This window comes from Clostridium uliginosum, from assembly GCF_900112485.1.
Taxonomy (GTDB): domain Bacteria; phylum Bacillota; class Clostridia; order Clostridiales; family Clostridiaceae; genus Clostridium; species Clostridium uliginosum.
This window is the reverse complement of sequence record NZ_FOMG01000002.1, coordinates 121,439-140,847: the sequence shown is the minus strand read 5'-3', so window position 1 is coordinate 140,847 and position 19,409 is coordinate 121,439. Positions and strand designations below refer to the sequence as shown.

Annotated in this window: 17 protein-coding genes; all 17 read left to right on the top strand. The window is 28.6% G+C overall.

The window, feature by feature from the left end; all coding sequences use genetic code 11:
- Positions 1–146: 146 nt before the first annotated feature.
- The 17 genes from BM027_RS02135 (at position 147) to yqeK (ending at position 19,332) form a co-directional block, all read left to right on the top strand.
- A complete protein-coding gene (locus tag BM027_RS02135) occupies positions 147–1,172 on the top strand; it encodes an ABC transporter substrate-binding protein (protein ID WP_090088371.1) in 1,026 nt (341 codons plus the stop codon).
- Positions 1,173–1,368: 196 nt separating this feature from the next.
- On the top strand, positions 1,369–3,066 hold the full coding sequence (locus BM027_RS02130) for an ABC transporter permease (protein ID WP_341465513.1): 1,698 nt from the start codon (positions 1,369–1,371) through the stop codon (positions 3,064–3,066).
- A 14-nt stretch (positions 3,067–3,080) separates the two neighbouring features.
- A complete protein-coding gene (locus BM027_RS02125) occupies positions 3,081–4,154 on the top strand; it encodes an ABC transporter ATP-binding protein (RefSeq protein ID WP_090088369.1) in 1,074 nt (357 codons plus the stop codon).
- A gap of 18 nt (positions 4,155–4,172) precedes the next feature.
- Positions 4,173–4,880, top strand: a complete 708-nt coding sequence (locus BM027_RS02120) for an MgtC/SapB family protein (protein WP_090088363.1) — start codon at positions 4,173–4,175, stop codon at positions 4,878–4,880.
- Positions 4,881–5,325: 445 nt separating this feature from the next.
- Complete coding sequence (locus BM027_RS02115; protein ID WP_090088361.1) at positions 5,326–7,062, top strand: cache domain-containing sensor histidine kinase; 1,737 nt, start codon at positions 5,326–5,328, stop codon at positions 7,060–7,062.
- Positions 7,055–8,539 carry a response regulator transcription factor gene (locus tag BM027_RS02110; protein WP_090088359.1) on the top strand — a complete coding sequence of 495 codons (1,485 nt, stop codon included), beginning with the start codon at positions 7,055–7,057 and terminating at the stop codon, positions 8,537–8,539. The genes BM027_RS02115 and BM027_RS02110 overlap by 8 nt, the downstream gene beginning before the upstream one ends.
- 517 nt (positions 8,540–9,056) lie before the next feature.
- Positions 9,057–10,850, top strand: a complete 1,794-nt coding sequence (locus tag BM027_RS02105) for an HD domain-containing phosphohydrolase (RefSeq protein ID WP_090088589.1) — start codon at positions 9,057–9,059, stop codon at positions 10,848–10,850.
- Between the two features lie 57 nt (positions 10,851–10,907).
- On the top strand, positions 10,908–12,761 hold the full coding sequence (locus BM027_RS02100) for a TIGR03960 family B12-binding radical SAM protein (RefSeq protein WP_090088358.1): 1,854 nt from the start codon (positions 10,908–10,910) through the stop codon (positions 12,759–12,761).
- The gene (locus BM027_RS02095) at positions 12,745–13,500 is read left to right on the top strand and encodes a TIGR03936 family radical SAM-associated protein (protein ID WP_090088356.1); all 756 of its coding nucleotides are present in this window, start codon (positions 12,745–12,747) and stop codon (positions 13,498–13,500) included. Before BM027_RS02100 ends, BM027_RS02095 begins: the two co-directional genes overlap by 17 nt.
- A 1-nt stretch (position 13,501) precedes the next feature.
- Positions 13,502–14,950 carry an Rne/Rng family ribonuclease gene (locus BM027_RS02090; RefSeq protein WP_090088354.1) on the top strand — a complete coding sequence of 483 codons (1,449 nt, stop codon included), beginning with the start codon at positions 13,502–13,504 and terminating at the stop codon, positions 14,948–14,950.
- A 160-nt stretch (positions 14,951–15,110) separates the two neighbouring features.
- A complete protein-coding gene (gene rplU, locus BM027_RS02085) occupies positions 15,111–15,422 on the top strand; it encodes a 50S ribosomal protein L21 (RefSeq protein WP_090088346.1) in 312 nt (103 codons plus the stop codon).
- Positions 15,423–15,426: 4 nt separating this feature from the next.
- Positions 15,427–15,816 (top strand): ribosomal-processing cysteine protease Prp, encoded by a 390-nt coding sequence (locus BM027_RS02080; protein ID WP_090088344.1) that lies wholly within the window; start codon positions 15,427–15,429, stop codon positions 15,814–15,816.
- A 4-nt stretch (positions 15,817–15,820) separates the two neighbouring features.
- A complete protein-coding gene (gene rpmA / locus BM027_RS02075) occupies positions 15,821–16,120 on the top strand; it encodes a 50S ribosomal protein L27 (RefSeq protein WP_090088342.1) in 300 nt (99 codons plus the stop codon).
- 331 nt (positions 16,121–16,451) lie between these two features.
- The gene (obgE, locus tag BM027_RS02070) at positions 16,452–17,738 is read left to right on the top strand and encodes a GTPase ObgE (RefSeq protein WP_090088340.1); all 1,287 of its coding nucleotides are present in this window, start codon (positions 16,452–16,454) and stop codon (positions 17,736–17,738) included.
- Positions 17,739–17,862: 124 nt separating this feature from the next.
- On the top strand, positions 17,863–18,159 hold the full coding sequence (gene yhbY, locus BM027_RS02065; RefSeq protein ID WP_090088339.1) for a ribosome assembly RNA-binding protein YhbY: 297 nt from the start codon (positions 17,863–17,865) through the stop codon (positions 18,157–18,159).
- 3 nt (positions 18,160–18,162) lie between these two features.
- Positions 18,163–18,765 carry a nicotinate-nucleotide adenylyltransferase gene (gene nadD, locus BM027_RS02060; protein WP_090088338.1) on the top strand — a complete coding sequence of 201 codons (603 nt, stop codon included), beginning with the start codon at positions 18,163–18,165 and terminating at the stop codon, positions 18,763–18,765.
- A 3-nt stretch (positions 18,766–18,768) separates the two neighbouring features.
- Positions 18,769–19,332 (top strand): bis(5'-nucleosyl)-tetraphosphatase (symmetrical) YqeK, encoded by a 564-nt coding sequence (yqeK, locus tag BM027_RS02055; protein ID WP_090088336.1) that lies wholly within the window; start codon positions 18,769–18,771, stop codon positions 19,330–19,332.
- Positions 19,333–19,409: the final 77 nt, after the last annotated feature.

The window sequence follows — 19,409 nt, the reverse complement described above, 5'->3', positions numbered from 1 at the left end:
GTTTTTGTTTATAGCTATGTAATAAAAAAACTAATTATAACAACGAAAATTTTACATATAGGTAAGAAATATTTACTTATATTCAAAACAAGTAAAGGTTTACTATATAATAAGATCATAAAAGAAAATCCAAGGGGGAATAATCAATGAATAAAAGGAAGCTACTAGCACTTTCAATAGCTACACTAATGATTGCAGGATTGTTTACTGGATGTGGAAGCTCAAGTAATTCAGCTAAAGAACAAGAAAAACTAACTATTTATTGTGGATTAATGGAAGATCACATGGTTAAAGTTGTAGAAGAGTTTAAGAATGAAACTGGAATTAATGCTGAAGCTGTTAGAATGTCTTCAGGTGAAATTCTTGGAAGAATAAAAGCAGAAAAGGATAATCCTAAGGCTTCAGTGTGGTATGGTGGGCCAGCAGATGCATTTGTGCAAGCAAATGAAGATGGTTTATTAGAAAACTATGTTTCACAAAATTCAAAGGATATTCCAGAAAAATATAAAGATAAGAATGGAGCATGGACAGGAATTTATGTTGGATACTTAGGATTTGCTTCAAATAAAAAGTTATTAGCTGAAAAAGGCGTAGAAGCTCCAAAGAGTTGGGATGATTTATTAAAACCTCAATTTAAAGGACAAGTATCTATTGCTAATCCAGGATCATCAGGAACAGCATATACAGCGCTTGCTACAATAATTCAACTTAAAGGAGAAGAAGAAGGCCTTAAATATATGAAACAACTTAATGATAATATTAAGTCTTATGAAAAATCAGGAACAGCTCCAGCAAGGCTTGCAGGCCAAGGAGAAGTAATGGTTGGAGTTTCATTCTTACATGATGGAATTAAATATAGAGAAGAAGGTATGAAGGATATTGTTTTAACTGGACCTAAGGAAGGTACAGGATATGAAATAGGAGCAACTGCAATACTTAAGGGTGGCCCAGATCAAGACGCTGCCAAAAAGTTTACTGATTTTGTTTTAAGCAAAAAAGGACAAGAAATCGGTCAAACAGTTGGTTCATATCAATTTTTAACTAATAAAACTGCTACCGCGCCTGAACTTTCAAATGAAATTAAAGATACAAAATTAATAGATTATGATTTAGAATGGGCAGGAAAAACAAGAAGTGAACTTGTAGAGAAATGGAATAATGCAATTAAATAACCAATGATAAGAGTTGTCTCAAAATTAGATTTAGGCATCGTAAAATAAATAACTAGTAAAAGACAATAAGATTGACTAGTTATTTATTTAGAGATGCCTTAAGTAAAATATTTAATATACATTATTAAAGAAATATATATTAAAATCTTATTTTGAGACATTTTCATGAATAATAATTCATATGAGGTGATATATAGTGGGAATTAGTAAGCGCAAAATGCGTGCAAGACACAATTTAGATAATATGAGAAAGATATGTAGGGATCCAATACTGCTAACAACTATAATATTCTTAATAATTACATTATCTATATTTATAATTTATCCCTTATATTCTGTATTAAAAGTTAGTTTTATTGAAAATGGAGGATTTTCACTTAGTGCTTATGAGCAAACATTAAAAGATATAGATTTTAGGCAGACCTTAGTAAATACATTGGTTTTAGGCGTAACTGTAGGAATATTATCAACGATAATAGGATTTATTTTTGCATATGCAGATGCATATTTAAAATCTCATTTCAAAAGGCTTTTCAAAGTGGTATCAATATTACCAATAGTCTCCCCGCCATTTGTTTTGGCATTGTCAGCAATTATGCTGTTTGGTCAATTTGGAATTATAACAAGACAATTATTAGGAATTACAGATGCAAATATATATGGTTTTAAAGGAATTGTAATGGTTCAAACTATGACATTTTTTCCAGTGGCATATCTTTTATTAATAGGTTTATTAAAAAAGATAGATCCATCATTAGAAGAAGCTGCTAGAAGTATGGGCTCATCAAGATGGAAAACTTTCACAACAATAACAGTACCATTGATGTTACCAGGTCTTGCAAATGCATTTTTGCTTACATTTATTGAAGTTGTTGCAGATTTTTCAAATCCTATGGTTATAGGTGGAAACTTCTCTACTTTAGCTACAAAAATTTATATGCAAGCTATAGGAAACTATGATATGAGGGGTGGAGCTGCAATAGCAGTAGTGCTACTAACATTATCAGTATTACTTTTTGTAGTAGAAAAATTCTGGATAGAAAAGAAGTCTTATGTAACAGTTACAGGAAAAGCTGCAAGGGAAAGGGAGTTAATAACGGAAAATAGAATTGTTTGGCCAGTTGATATAGTATGTTTATTAATTGCAGTTTTTGTAATTTCCTTTTATGTATTGGTACCATTAGGTGGAGTATTCAAGGTAATGGGAATAGATTACACATTAACTTTAGATCATTTCAAATATGTATTTAATTTAGGAATAAAACCATTAAGAGATACTACATTATTATCAATTTATGCAACTCCAATAACAGGAGTACTTGGTATGATTATTGCATTTTTAATAGTAAGAAAGAAGTTTATAGGAAGAAGCTTTATAGAATTTACTTCACTTTTAGCAATGGCAGTTCCAGGAACAGTATTAGGTTTGGGATATGTAAATGCATATAATACAAAACCATTAGTATTAACAGGAACAGCATTTATAATAGTTATAGCATTTATTGTTAGAAGCTTACCAGTTGGTGTTAGATCAGGTATTGCATCATTACAACAAATAGACCCAGCTATAGAAGAAGCAGCACAAGACTTAGGAGCTAATTCAACAAAAATATTTACTTCAGTTACATTGCCATTAATAAAATCAGCGTTTTTTAGTGGATTAGTATATACATTTGTAAGAAGTATGACAGCAGTAAGTGCAGTAATTTTCTTGGTGACACCAAAATATCAATTGCTTACAGCATCAATTTTATCTCAAGTAGATAATGGGAGATTTGGTGTAGCATCAGCATTTTCAACAGTGTTAATTGTAATAGTATTAATTGCCATTGGATTAATGTATTTCGTATTAAATAAATTTGGTGTAAGCAAGAATGATGATAGTTTATTATAATAGGAGTGATAGATATGCAAAGAAGTAAAGGCGTAAACATAAAGAATTTAACAAGAATATATTTAATCCATGGTGGAAATTCTGAATTTAAAGCCGTAGATAATATTTCAATTGATATAAAGGCAGGGGAGTTTGTAACATTACTTGGACCATCAGGCTGTGGAAAAACAACTACTTTAAGAATGATAGCAGGATTTGAAATTCCTACAGAAGGTGATATTTTTTTAGGGGGAGATAAGATAAATAATTTAACTCCTGATAAGAGAGATACAGCCATGGTATTTCAAAGTTATGCATTATTCCCTCATTTGAATATTTACGACAATATAGCATATGGATTAAAAATTAAGAAGATTGATAAGGATGAATTAAATAAAAAAGTTAAAAATATAATAGAATTAGTTGGGTTAAATGGAATGGAACAAAGATATCCAAATCAATTATCTGGTGGACAACAACAAAGAGTGGCTCTTGCAAGAGCCCTAGTTATGGAACCTGGAGTACTATTATTTGATGAACCTCTATCTAACTTAGACGCTAAATTAAGAGTATACATGAGAACTGAAATAAGAAAAATTCAAAAGAAGGTTGGTATTACAGCTATTTATGTAACACATGACCAATCTGAAGCTATGAGTCTTTCAGACAGAATTATAATAATGAATAAAGGCATAGTTGAACAAATTGGAACTCCTAAGGAAATTTATTATACACCAGCTACACAATTTGTTGCAGACTTTATTGGGACAGCAAATTTTGTATCTGGAGAGATAGCAGAAATGAAAGGTGAACTGGCTACAATTAAGGTTGAAGATGTAAAATTTGAATTACCATATAAAGGAACAAAAGAGAAAGGGGAAGCTTGCAAGCTAGTATTGAGACCTGAAGCTATTCAAATAGGGGACACAGGATTATTTAAAGGAAAAATAATAGCTTCAACATTTATGGGAGCATTTCAAGATTATACAATACAATTAGATAACGCCATTTTAAAATGTGAAGACTTTAATCCACAGATTAAAACAATATATGAAGAAGGACAAGATATATTTGTTAATTTTGATAAGAATAATGTTCATATCATATAATTAGGGAAGGAAAAATTTATGCCTTTACAAGAAATTGGATTAAGGTTAGTACTATCAATTTTAATTAGTGGAGTTATAGGATATGAAAGAGAGGCAACAAATAGTCCAGCAGGTTTTAGAACTCATATTTTGGTTGCACTAGGTGCCACTATAATTTCATTAATACAAGTTGAAATGGTGAGTCAATCTATAATAATGATAAGCACAGATGAGGTCTTAGCTAATTCTATAAAAATAGATATGGGAAGATTAGGTGCTCAAGTTGTAAGTGGAATAGGATTTTTAGGCGCAGGAACTATAATTCATACTAAAGGATCAATAAAAGGACTTACAACAGCTGCATCATTATGGGTAGTAGCTTGTGTTGGTTTAGCTATTGGGTTTGGATATTATTCTATAAGTATATTAGGTGGAATATCAATAGTATTAGTATTAGTAAGTCTAAAGAAATTTGAAAAAAAATTTATAACTAATGCTGGTAACTACAAAGTTTACATGAGTTATATTGATAAGAGTGAAGCTATGAAGTGTATTGAGCAATGTATAGTAACAAAAGGTATAAAAATTATAAATCTAGAGTTTTATGTAGAAGAAGATGAAGAAAGTAAAAAGATAAAAAGTTGTTTGCTTACAATTAAAATTCCGAAATATTTTACTTTAAATGAATTTTTATTGCAGTGTGGAGCAAATCAATATATAAATCAAATTTATGAAGTAAAAGATTAGGCACATGAAAGAAAATAACAAGTCCAAGATGCGATGTATATTTTGCGTCAGGTAAGGAAGTAGAATGGTTTAATAGCGAGCTATTAGGCCATTCTACTGACGCAGCATGACACGAAATAGACTAGCATATTGACTTGTTATTTTTTTGAATGTGCCTTAAAGCATTTAAAAAATGATGCTGTTTTAAAAGTCAAATTTCAATGTCCACTTTGCAAAATATAACAATATCAACACTCTCCTAAAACATAGCCAAAAAAATAATATGACGACTAATTAATTTTATTTAAAAATGTCTAAAATATAGTGATCTAAGGTTTCTTAGGTCACTATATTTTTTTTAGTAAATAGTTTATTATTTATGATATAAGGCCCATTCAAAAGAATTATTTTTTATATGTAAAATATAGCATCTTAGAAAAATAATAGTTCAAATAGGAGATTTGATATGCTGAAGAACAATTTTACCTTTAAAAGAAAATTGCTTATTGCATTTTTAATTGTTGGAATAATTCCATTAATTTCATTATGGATATATGATACAGTATTTATTATAAAATCAACTTATGAGAAAATAGATTCTTTTACAAATAGTAATATAAAAATAGCGGCAGAATTAATAGATACCAATATTAATACATATGAAAAGATGGTTAATTATATTGCTGAGAACTATGATGTACAGAGTATAATGGAAAAAGAGAATAAATCAGAAAACACTGTAGAAAGTAGATTTGATGATACACAAGAACTATATAAAATTTCAAAAGCTATATTAGCTACTCAGAGCACAGAAATACCACTTCATATTGTTAGCTTAGATAAAACTAGTAGGTTTTCAACCACAAATTATTATTATCCCATTTATACAGATGCAAGAGGAGATTTCTATGAAGAATTGAGTAAAAATGAAGATCGAGTTGTAAAAAAAATTCATAGAAGAGTGGATGGAGAAAATTCTAAAGACACTGTTCTTTCTATTGGAAAGTCAATAGTGGATAAAAAAACAAAACAAATAATAGGATATGTTATAGCAGATGTTTACGATAGTTATTTTGATGATATTTTTGAAGCTACATCATTCGTAAAAAATTCAAATGTTATGATACTTGATGATAATGGATATATTGTTACGGATAAAAATTACAAAGGTTCTACTGGATTTAAACTAAATTCTGAATATTTACTTAAAATGAATGCTGATTCTGGAGTTATAGAAATATCTATGAATGGAAAGGATTATTTAGGATATTATACTAGTGCTAATAAAACAAAAATAAAGGTTATGGAATTAATACCTAAAGAATATTTTTTAGGAGAAATATTAAGTAATGTAAAATTAATAATTATATTAACATTTTTTGTGGTAATAATAGCAGTTTGCTTTGCTATTATTATGTCTAAAAAAATTTCTAAACCAATCGTAGAAATTAGAACATTAATGAAAGAAGTTGAAAAGGGAAATTTTAAAGTATCAATAAAAAATTATACTGCCGATGAGATTGGAGAACTATCAAGGGGATTTAATGATATGATAAAGGAAATAGACAGGCTTATTTTAGAAGATTATAAAAAGGAACTTTTAGTTCAACAAGCTGAATTTAAGTCATTAAAGTCTCAAGTAAACCCACATTTCCTTTACAACTCATTAGGTGTAATAAGCTGGATGGCACGACTTGGAGAAATTGATTCTGTAGTTGAAGCTACAGATGCATTAGCTAATTTTTTTAGATATAATGTTAATAGTAATGAGGATACTGTAACCGTTAAGAAAGAATGTGAACAAATAAATAGTTATTTAACTGTACAAAATTATAGATATAAAGATAGATTTGAAATTAATATTGACATACAAGAAGATATTTTAGAATATAGAATTTTAAAATTAATGCTACAACCATTGGTTGAAAATGCTATCGTACATGGATTAGAAGAAAAAGTAGGACAGGGTACTTTAATTATTAATGGATTCAAAGACGGGGACAATCTATGCTTTCAAATTAAGGATAATGGAGTTGGAATTGAAAATAGTAAAACAAAAGGTGAAGGAATTGGACTTAACAATCTTGACAAAAGAATAAAACTATTTTATGGAGAACGTTATGGGGTATTTTATACTAAAGAAGAAGAATTTACTGTATTTTCTGTAATAGTACCTAAAAAGGAGGAGAAAATAAGTGATTAAAGTAGTTATAGTTGATGATGAATACTATTCTAGAAAAGGACTTAGGTGTATAATTCCATGGAAAAATATGAACTGCAGTGTTTGCGGTGAAGCAACAAATGCTTATGAGGCTATTGAATTAGCTAAAGAAATTAATCCAGACATTATAGTTACAGATATAAATATGCCAGAAATAGATGGAATAGAGATGGCTAAAAGAATTAAACAATTCTTACCTAATGTAAAATTTATAGTAATCACAGGACATGACGAATTTCAATATGCTAGAGGTGCAGTAAAAATAAATGCTTTAGATTTTATTTTGAAACCAATTCAAGTACCAGAGTTTACAGAAGCAATTATGAATGCAGTTAATATTATTAAAAAAGAAAAAGAATCTGATAAATCAACAGTTGAAAAACATTTGTTAAGTATTATGAGGGGTCAAAGTCCTATAGAGGAAGTGGATAATTATTTAGATAATTTAAAAAGTGTGAAAGTAGTACTTATAAATAATGATAGTTATGAACATTTTATTGATAAAAATAAAGAATTTTTAAATATACAATTTATATCCATAATAAAAAAGTGGGTTTTAGATAATATAGAGAAATATTATGTATTTGTACCACATGACAATAGAATAGGATTAATACTTTATGGAGATATGGATATAGACTTTAAAGTATTAATAAAAAAAATCAAGAAAGATATACAAGGAGTAATTACAATATCAATAACCAAAGTAGGACCTGCAATAAAACTAAAAGAACTTTATAGGATAGCAAAGGGGCTATACGGAAGATGCTTCTATGAAGGATATGGTAACGTTTTAGAAGAGACAAAACCAATTAACGTATATAGTAATTACGAAAAAATGAATAGTATAATAACAGCAATAATTGATGAGATATTAAATGCAAATACAAAAACATCAGATAAAAACATTGATGAGTTATTTAAAATATTTAGTGATTATATGATAAAAAAAAGAGTAATAATTAAGCTTGTATTTGAATTGATTTTAAAAATTAAGGAAAGACTTAAAGCTTTAGATATTTCTATTAATAATTTAGAAAATATAGAGTTAGAAAATGACTATAGGCAAATGATTGATTTGAAAAATGACTTAGAGAAATTTATAGATTTAGCGATTGAAAATGTAAGAGAATATAGAGGAGAATTAGAGGACAGCAGTATAAAAAGAGCTATTAAATTTATAAATGATAATTATAATAAGAATATATCCCTAACAGTTGTTGCTAATAGTGTGTATTTAAATGAAAGTTATTTATCTAGGGAGCTAAAGCAAGTTTTAGGTATTGGTTTTTTAGAGTATATAAGAAAACTTAGAATAGAAAGATCTATAGAATTATTAAAAAAAAGATATTCATTAGCAACAATAGCAAAAGAAGTGGGTTATAGTGATTATAGACAATTCACATATAATTTCAAAAAATATACAGGAGATATTCCTAGTAATTATAAGATAAAGTAAATTTCACCGTCCATGAGCTTTATATAACAATATCAACACGGTTTTAAAACAGCTCCTAATATTAAAATGTATCCTATAGAATAGACAAGTTTAAAAACAGTCTATCTATAGGATATTTTTATGTATGATAGAATAAATAATATCAGGAGCAGATAAAAGTGAACAATAAACTATTTAGGCACATGAAAGAAAATAATATACAAACGTATTGGTCTATTATTTTTTTGAATGTGCCTTATAAAAGAAGAAGTTGAAATATTATATAAAAATGAGGTATCTAAATTATTATAATAACTGTATATATTAATGAAATCTAAAAATATGACTGTGGTAAAAAATGCAGAAATCATCTTTTTGTCTTAGCATAGTCTTTTTCTATAATGTCCTTGACAAAGGGTATACTTTATATTAAATTGTGACTATATTTTAATATATAATGTGACTATATTTTAATATATAAAATGATAACAAACGAAGAAAGAGTTTGTTAAAATATAATGGGGATTGGATGAGGCTTATGTTTTTATCAATTAGAGAGAAAATTTATTTGATTTTAAAGGATAATAAAAATAAATTTAAATGTGAATGTATCAAAATATGTATAATATATCTGATAATTGGGTTAATTTGGATTTATTTTTCTGATAGAGCTACAAATGCGCTTTTTAATAATAAAAATGTTCTGGTAATTGTTAACACATACAAAGGTTGGGTATATGTTATTGTAACTACAAGTATTATTTATTCATTAATAAATAACTTTCTTAAAAAAATTTCTTTTGCAGAAGAACAACTTAAAGATAGTTATAAAGTACTTGAAGAGGCTAATGAAGAGCTTGAAGCATATGTGCAAAAATTAACTGTAGCTAAGGAAGAATTAAGGGTTCAATACGATCAAATTTGTGAAAGTAAAAAACAGTTAAGTAAAAGTGAAGAAAAAAGCAGAGCAATTATTGAGGCAATACCTGACTTATTATTTATGATTAACTCTGAAGGTGTTTTTTTAGATTGTGAGGCTAGTGATGATAGGCTTTTGCTAATGCCAAAGGAATTCTTCATTGGTAAAAGTATAGCTGAAATTATGCCTAAAGAAGTAGTAGAAATAGGTTATGAAAAGTTACAATTAGTTTTTACAAGTGGTAATGTACAAAGTTTTGAGTATAAATTAAACCATACAGATAAAGAGAGATATTATGAAATCAGAATGGTTAAAAATGGTGAAAAAGAAGTTTTAGCTATATCAAGAGATATTAGTTTGAAAAAGGAAATGGAAAATAACCTAGAATATTTAAGTTATCATGATGAACTAACAGACTTATATAACAGAAGATTTTTTGAAGAAGAGTTAAAAAGATTAGATGTAGAAGAAAAACTACCGTTAACCATTGTTTTAGGTGATGTAAATGGATTAAAGCTAATTAATGATTCATTTGGTCATACTGTGGGAGATGAACTTATTAGGAAAGCTGCAGAAATAATAAAAAAAGGATGTCGAGCTCAGGATATTGTTGCTAGGCTAGGCGGGGATGAGTTTATTATTTTATTACCAAAAACAGATGCCTATAAAGCAGAACAAATTATTAAAAATATTAATGAATTAGCATTAAAAGAAAAAACAGAGAATTTAGATATATCAATATCTTTTGGTTATGAAACTAAAAAAAATAAAGAAGAAGATAGTAAAGAAGTATTTAAAAAGGCAGAAGATTATATGTATAAGAAAAAACTTTTTGAAAGTCCAAGTATGAGAGGGAAAACAATTAATGCTATAATTAATACTCTTAATGAAAAAAATAAAAGGGAAGAACAGCATTCAATTAGGGTTTCAGAATTATGCAAAAGTATGGGTGAAGGCCTTGGTTTACCTGAAAGAAAAATTAAGGAACTTAAGATGGCTGGATTACTACATGATATAGGTAAAATAGCTATAGAAGAAGATATTCTAAACAAATCTGGTGAACTTACGAGTGATGAATGGAAAGAGATTAAGCGACATTCGGAAATAGGATATAGAATACTAAGTACAGTAAATGATATGTCAGAAATTGCACAATATGTACTTTTACATCATGAAATGTGGAATGGAAATGGATATCCTAAGGGGTTAAAAGGAAAGGATATACCAATTCAATCAAGAATTATAGCTATAGCAGATGCATATGATGCTATGATTAGTGAAAGAAGCTACCGCAATGCTTTATCAGAGGAATTTACAATAGGAGAATTACAAAAAAATGCAGGTACTCAGTTTGATTTAGAGTTAGTAAAAGTTTTTATCGAAAAAGTATTAAAAAAACATTGGCAATCCTGATGTATACTATATATTGTTGATAATTATTAAATTGTGTTTTGAGGAGGAAATTTATTAATGAATAAAGTTTCAGATGATATATTATTTAAGGTTGAAAAGCCGAGTAGATATACTGGTGGAGAATTAAATGAAGTTGTTAAGGATATAAATGAAGTTGACATAAGATTTGCGTTTTGTTTTCCTGATGTTTATGAGGTTGGAATGTCTCATTTAGGAAGCAGAATTCTTTATCATACTATAAATGAAAGAGAAGATACATATTGTGAGAGGGCATTTGCACCATGGCCAGATATGGAAGAGCAAATGAGAAAGAATGATATTTCTTTATTTACATTGGAAACTAAGGATTCTTTGAATGAATTTGATATTTTAGGTTTTACTCTTCAATATGAAATGAGTTATACAAATATTTTAAATATGCTCGATATGTCAGGAATTACTATAAGAGCTTCTGAAAGAGGCGAAGATGAACCTTTAGTTATGGCAGGTGGACCTAGTGCATATAATCCTGAACCATTATATGATATAGTAGACTTCTTTGAAATTGGCGAAGGCGAAGAAATGATGAATGATGTCTTAGATGTTTATAAGAAGTATAAAGGTAAGAACAAGAAAAATGAATTTTTAAGAGAAATATCTAAGATTCAAGGTATATATGTACCTTCATTATATGATGTTACTTATAATGAAGATGGAACTATAAAAGAATTTAAACCAAAGTATGATGATGTACCTAAAAAAGTTACTAAGAGAATCATTAATAACTTTACTAAGGTTGATTTTCCAGATAAATTTATAGTACCTTATTCTGAAATAGTACATGATAGAGTAGTACTAGAAACTTTTAGAGGCTGTACTAATGGATGTAGATTTTGTCAAGCAGGTATGATTTATAGGCCAATTAGAGAAAAAAAGAGAGAAGATCTTGTAAAGCAAGCTAGAGAGCTTATTAAAAATACAGGATATCAAGAAATTTCGCTTTCGTCTTTAAGTACTTGTGACTATTCGGAAATTGAGGAGTTAATTAAGGAATTAATGAGTGAACATCAAGAAAATAAAGTTGCAATAGCGCTTCCTTCAATAAGAGTTGATGCATTTTCAGTAGACTTAATTAAAGAAATTCAAAAGGTAAAAAAGACAGGATTAACTTTTGCACCTGAAGCAGGTTCTCAAAGAATGAGGGATATAATTAATAAAGGATTAAGCGAAGAGAAGATATTAGGTGCAGCTAGAAGTGCATTTGAATCTGGATGGAGTAGTATGAAGCTTTACTTTATGATTGGATTACCATATGAACAGATAGAAGACTGCAAAGCTATTGGAGAATTAGCAGAAAAGGTTGTTAGGCAATATTATGAAGTGCCTAAGGGAGTTAGGAATAAAGGTCTCAGAATTACTGTAAGTACATCAATATTAGTACCTAAGGCATTTACACCATTTCAATGGACTGCAATGGAAAGAATGGAAAATATGAGAGAAAAAATCCAAGCAGTTAGGGGTGCACTTAAATCTAGAAGTATAAATTATAATTATCATGCTCAAAAAACGTCATTTATGGAAGCTTTATTTGCAAGAGGAGATAGACGATTATGTGATGTTTTAGTAAAAGCTTTTGAAAAAGGTGCAAAATTTGATGGCTGGTCAGAATACTTTAAATATGATACATGGATAGAGGCCTTAGAAGAGTGTAATGTCGATGGAGAATTTTATGTTTATAGAGAAAGAGATTATTCAGAAATATTACCTTGGGACTTTATTGATATTGGAGTAAATAGAAAGTATTTGGAGAATGAAAATGAAAAAGCAAAAAGAGCAGAATTAACACAAAACTGTAGAAAAGGTTGTACAGGATGTGGAATAAATACAAACTTTAAGGAAGGAGAATGTTTCGAAGGTGCGATACTTAATTAAATATACTAAAGAAGCAAATGTTAAATTTATTTCTCATTTAGATTTAATGAGAACAATACAAAAAAATATTAGAAGATCAGAATTACCTATTCAATATTCGAGAGGATTTAATCCCCATATGGCTATGTCTATTGCACAACCTTTAGCAGTTGGAATATATTCTGAGGGTGAATATATGGATATAGTGTTAGTAGAAGAGGTTGATGAAAAAGATATTGTTGATAAATTAAATTCAGTATCTTCAAGTGGAATAAAGTTTAAAACGGCAACTAAAATACCTTATGTTGAAGGAGAAAAAAAAGTTCCTCAAGGCATGGCTTTGATTGATGCTTGTAGATATATTATAAAAGTTCCTTATGAAGATGTGAGCAATTTAGAAGAAGAAATAAATATACTTCTTAATCAAGAAGAATGGAGAACAATAAAAAAGAGTAAAAAAGGTGAAAGAGAAGTTGATATAAAGTCAATGATTCAAGAATTTAAGTTCTGGCTTAAGGACAGTGACTTGATACTTAACATTGTAATAAATTCAGGAAGTAGAGAGCATTTAGCACCAGACTTAGTGGTTAAGTATATTCAAGAGAGAACTTCAAGTGCTAAATTAGAATCATTTGTTGAAATAAAAAGAGAAGAAATGTATTTTTCAAAGGATGAAAAGTTAGTACCTTTATATAAGGCGTCAGAAATTAAATATGACTTAGAAGTAAATAATATCCAAATGCATTTAGGATGTGATTAAAGTGAAAGAGATTTTCATAGAAAGAAGAGAGTTTTTATTAAGAATTGGTATAAGAGAAGATGGAAAATTAGTAGAAAGTATTGTTGAAGAAAAGAAAAATGAACCTATAATAGGAGAGATTTATAAAGGAAGGGTAAAAAATATTCTTCCTGCTATTAATTCTGTTTTTGTAGATTTAGGTTTAGATAAAGAAGGATATTTATACTATAGTGAAGAGCTTAAAAGTAGAGATATAAAAAAAGGCCAAGATATACTAGTGGAAGTTATTAAGGAACCTTTAAATGATAAGGGTGCAAAGTTAAGCTCAAAAGTAAGTATTCCCGGGAAGTATATTGTTTTGACTTGTTATGAAAAAGGAATAAACTTTTCTAAAAGAATAAATGATGAAGATAAGAAATGTGAAATAGTAAATAAAATAGAATTATTAAAGGATGTAGAAATAACAATCAGAACTGAGGGTGCTAATGTAAGTATTGATGAGCTTCAAAGAGAAATAAATAAGTTATATGAAGACTTTAAGAATTTAGATAAAAGTATGAAATATTCAGTTGATATAAAGAAACTTTATGGAGAAGATTTAAGTTTGTTTAAGCTTTTGAGAAATTCTATAGGTGAAGAGTTAACTAAAATATATGTAGATAATGAAGTTGACTTTCAAAAGGTAGGAGCTTTTATTAATGGAGAAGAAAACCTTAAGTTAGAAATATATTCTGGCGTTAGAAATATATTTGACTTTTATGGACTTGAAAAAGAGCTTTTAAAATTAAGACATAATAAAGTTAATCTTCCGTGTGGAGGGTATATAGTTATAGATAAGACAGAAGCTATGTATGTTATTGATGTCAATAGTGGAAAAAACACAAAAGGAAAGAATTTCAATAAGATTATTTTAGAGACTAATTTAGAAGCTGCAAAAGAGATTGGAAAACAAATAAGAGTTAGAAATTTAAGTGGAATCATTTTAATTGATTTTATAGATATGAGAGATAGAACTCAAAAAAATGTTGTTATGCAACAATTAGAAAACAGTTTATCATCAGATAAAGGTAATAGCAGGATTTTTCCTTTCACTGAATTGGATTTAGTACAAATTGCAAGGAAGAGACAAGGAAAGAGTATTTATGAATACATGGAAGAAGATTGTTTATTATGTAAAGGATGTGGAATGATTTTAAAACTTTCTTATATAGAAGGACTTGTAAGAAATGAGATTTTAAGAATACAAGAAGGAAATTCAATAGAATGTTTTTATATTGAGATAGATAGTGTTTATAAAGAAAGAATACAAGGGGACATATTTAATTTTATAAAAGAAATAGAAGGACTTAATAAAGAAATATATTTGAATTATGTAGATAATATTGAAGGATTTAAGGTTGAACCATTAATATTTCAAAGTCAGAAAGATAATGTTGCAAGACATAAAGTAATCGCTATAGAGAAATTTTAATAACAATAACAATTAATATAGGCATTCTGGTGTAAATTACTTTACAAAGAAAGTTGATTATGGTAGAATGGCTTTTGTAGACCGCTCACATAAGGTTTTTTATAAACAAAGATTAAACTTTGTACCGAAAGTGGCGAGACCGTTATGAGGAGGTGTTTTAATGTACGCAGTAATAGCAACAGGAGGAAAGCAATACAGAGTTCAAGAAGGAGACGTATTATACGTTGAAAAGCTTAACGCTGAGGTTGACTCAACAGTTGAATTAACAGAAGTTTTAGCTGTAGCAAATGGTGAAACTATAAAAGTAGGCGCACCAGTTGTTGAAGGAGCTAAGGTTATAGCTAAGGTTGCCGCTCAAGGTAAGCAAAAGAAGGTTATTGTTTTCAAATATAAGTCTAAAAAAGACTATAGAAGAAAAAATGGACACAGACAACCATATACTAAGTTAGTAGTTGAAAAGATAGAAGCTTAATATTATGATTAATGTTAAAATTAATTATAGTAATAGTAATATTATTGGATTTATAATCAATAATCATGCATTATCGGCTGATAGAGATTTTAGAAATGATGTTTCTTTAGTTGGTGAGACCTTTGATATGATATGTAATTCTGTTTCAGTTTTATCACAAAGTGTAATTATTGGATTGGATGAGGTATTAAAACTTAATTCAACATATGAAATCAATGATGATGGATACTTAAAGTTAGATCTTAATGATTTTAACGAAGAAGAAATAGTACAGTCACAAGTTTTACTACAAACTTTTGAAAAGAGCTTAGAAAGTGTAATTTTAAGTTTAGATGAAAGCTTTGGAAGTAAGAAACGTAAAGAATATATAACTTTATTAAAAGAGGAGGTGTAGTCACATGTTAATTATGAACCTTCAATTATTCGCTCATAAAAAAGGAGTAGGTAGTTCTAAGAATGGTAGAGACTCTGCAGGACAAAGATTAGGAGCTAAATCTGCTGATGGAGAATTTGTTCTTGCTGGAAACATTCTTTATAGACAAAGAGGAACTAAAATCCACCCAGGTGAAAATGTTGGAAGAGGTAAAGACGATACTTTATTCGCAAAGATCGACGGAATAGTTAGATTTGAAAGAATGGGTAAAGATAAGAAAAAAGCTAGTGTTTACCCAGTTGATGTTGAAGCAATAGCTGAATAATTATTTTTGATAAAGCACCCTTTTTTAAAGGGTGCTTTTTAAGTTATATGTGTTTAGGCATATCCAAAAAATTAACTAGTCAATATGCTAGTCTATTTCACACCATACTTTATCCATGCAATCCATTGATAGTACAACTATCAACTAAGCTTCTCTCGTTCTCTAACACAAAATATACATTGCATATTGGACTGTTAATCGGATAAAATTTTAATATGTTATAATAAAGTATAAATTCAAATGGAATACTAAGAAATAAAACAAAATAACAAGGTAGAGTTTTGCTTAGAAAATTTATTTAAAAAAGAATTTAGTTAAGAAGGGTGATTATATGTTTATAGATAAATCCAAAGTCTTTATAAGCTCAGGTAAAGGCGGCGATGGAGCCGTTTCATTTAGAAGAGAAAAGTATGTACCACTTGGAGGACCAAATGGTGGTGATGGTGGTGATGGTGGTAGTATCATATTTAAGGTTGATACTGGGATTACTACGTTATTAGATTTTAAGTATAAGAGAAAATTCATAGCAGAAGCTGGTGAAAATGGAGGCGGATCTAAGTGCTATGGTAAAGCAGGAGAAAACCTTATTATAAGAGTTCCTATGGGTACAATTATAAGAGAAGAGGTAAGTAATAAGATAGTTGTAGATCTTTCACATAAAGATCAAGAATTTGTTTTACTACGAGGCGGAAAAGGTGGTAAAGGTAATGCAAAGTTTGCTACACCAACAAGGCAAGCACCACATTATGCAGAACCTGGAATGCCAGGAGAAGAGATGTCAGTAGTTTTAGAACTAAAGCTATTAGCTGATGTTGGTTTATTAGGGTTTCCTAATGTTGGTAAATCAACATTGTTATCAATGACAACAAAAGCAAAGCCAAAGATAGCTAACTATCACTTTACTACTATAAAACCTAATTTAGGAGTAGTTGCTGTTGAAGGAATAGATGCATTTGTTATGGCAGATATTCCAGGAATAATTGAAGGTGCAGCAGAAGGAGTAGGACTTGGATTACAATTCTTAAAGCACATAGAAAGAACAAGATTGCTAGTTCATATAGTGGATCTTTCTGGAGTTGAAGGAAGAGATCCTTTTGAAGACTTTGTTAAGATTAATGAAGAATTAAAGAAATATTCTGTTAAACTTTGGGATAGACCTCAAATTGTAGTAGCTAATAAAACTGATTTAGTTTATGATGATGATGTTTTTGAAGATTTCAAGAAAAAGGTTCAAGAATTAGGATTTGATATAGTACTTAAGATGTCAGCAGCTATGAGAAACGGTGTTGATGAAGTTATTAAAGAAGCAGCAAGGATGTTGAAGAATATTCCAATTAAAGAATTAGAGATTTCAGAAGATGAAAGATATATACAAGAAGAAAAGAGATTTACATACACTATTGCTATTGAAAAGGGAGAAGAAAATAATACATATGTTATTGAAGGTTCTTTTGTAGATAGATTACTAAGTGCAGTAAATATACATGATGCAGATTCATTAAGATACTTCCATAAGGTATTAAAGAACAAGGGTATCATGGATGAATTAAGAGAAATGGGCATAAAAGATGAGGATGTAGTAAGATTAAATAATTTTGAATTTGAATATTTACTATAGGGATAAATTACAATAAAATAAATGAATGGATAGATTACATAGCTTTGACTATATATACTTTTTAATAAAAAGATAAGTTTATAAGTTTAAAACTATGCTATGTAATTTAAAGGAGGAAAAATATATGTTAACAGGAAAACAAAGAGCATATTTAAGAGGATTAGCTAATGACATAAGTCCTATTTTTCAAGTTGGTAAAAATGGAATAGAAGAAAACTTTATAAAACAAGTGTCACAAGCATTAGAAGTTAGAGAATTAATAAAAATAAAAGTATTAGAAAATAGTGGCTTAGATACAAGAGAAACTTCAGACCAAATATGTAAAGCAGTTAGAGCTGAAGGAGTTCAAGCAATAGGAAATAAGATGGTTTTATATAAAAAGTCCTCAAAAAAACCAAAAATAGAATTACCTACTAAGTAGAATATGAAAAGGTATGGCATAATAGGAGGAACCTTTGATCCAATTCATTATGCACATTTGTATATAGCTTATGAGGCTAAAAAACAATTAAATTTAGATGAAGTAATATTTATGCCAGCAGGAAGTCCACCCCATAAAAATGGTAAGGGGGTTACGGATGCTTCTTTAAGGTATGAAATGGTAAAGCTAGCTTTAGAGCCCTTTGATGAATTTTCTATTTCAAATTATGAAATAGAAAAAAAGGGCCTTAGTTTTACCTATAAAACTTTAGAGCATTTTAAGAATAATGGTAAAGAGTTGTTTTTTATTACAGGTGCAGATTGTTTAATGGATATAGAAAATTGGAGAGAGGTTTCTAAAATATTTTCATTATGTTCTCTTGTGGTTTTTGCAAGAGGAGGTTTTAGAAATGAGGACTTAATTTATCAAAAAAAAAATATAGAAAAAAAGTATAATGGAAATATAACAATATTAGATTTAAAAGAACTTGAAATATCTTCAACGGATATAAGAAAAAGAATACAGAACAAAGAGAGAGTAGACTTTTTTATGCCCAAAACTATTATAGATTTTATTGAGAAAAAGGGATTATATAAGGGGGAGTAGTTTTTGTTATCTATAGAAGAAATAAATAAATATCTTAAGTTAAACTTAAAACCAAATAGATATAAGCATGTTTTAGGCGTTGTAGAAACTGCAAAAGCCTTAGCTAAATTAAATGGAATTTCTGAAGAAAAAGCAGAAATTGCAGCACTTGCCCATGATGTAGCTAAGAATTTACCTGAAGAAGAAATGAAAAACTTAATAAAAGAAAATAATATTGTATTATCAGAAATTGAAAGTAATAATTCTACCCTTTGGCATAGTGTAATTGCACCAATAGAAGCAAAGGATAAACTAAAAATTGAAGATGAACAAATTTTAGATGCTATAAGATGGCATACGACAGGCAAAGAAAATATGTCTGTTTTAACAAAGATAATATATATAGCTGATATGATAGAGCCTAATAGAAATTTTGATGGTGTTGAGCATATAAGAGAACTTACATTTGAAAATTTAGATAAGGGTGTTTTTTATGGTTTGTCTGAAAGTATTAAGGATTTATTAAATAGAGGGCTATTAATTGATTTAAATACGATTAAAGCTAGAAATTACTTTTTAATTAAGTAATTATTTTTTTAAAAATATTCAAAAAAATAAGAATACTTTTTTATTTATAAATAAGGATTATTATTAAATAAATTTAG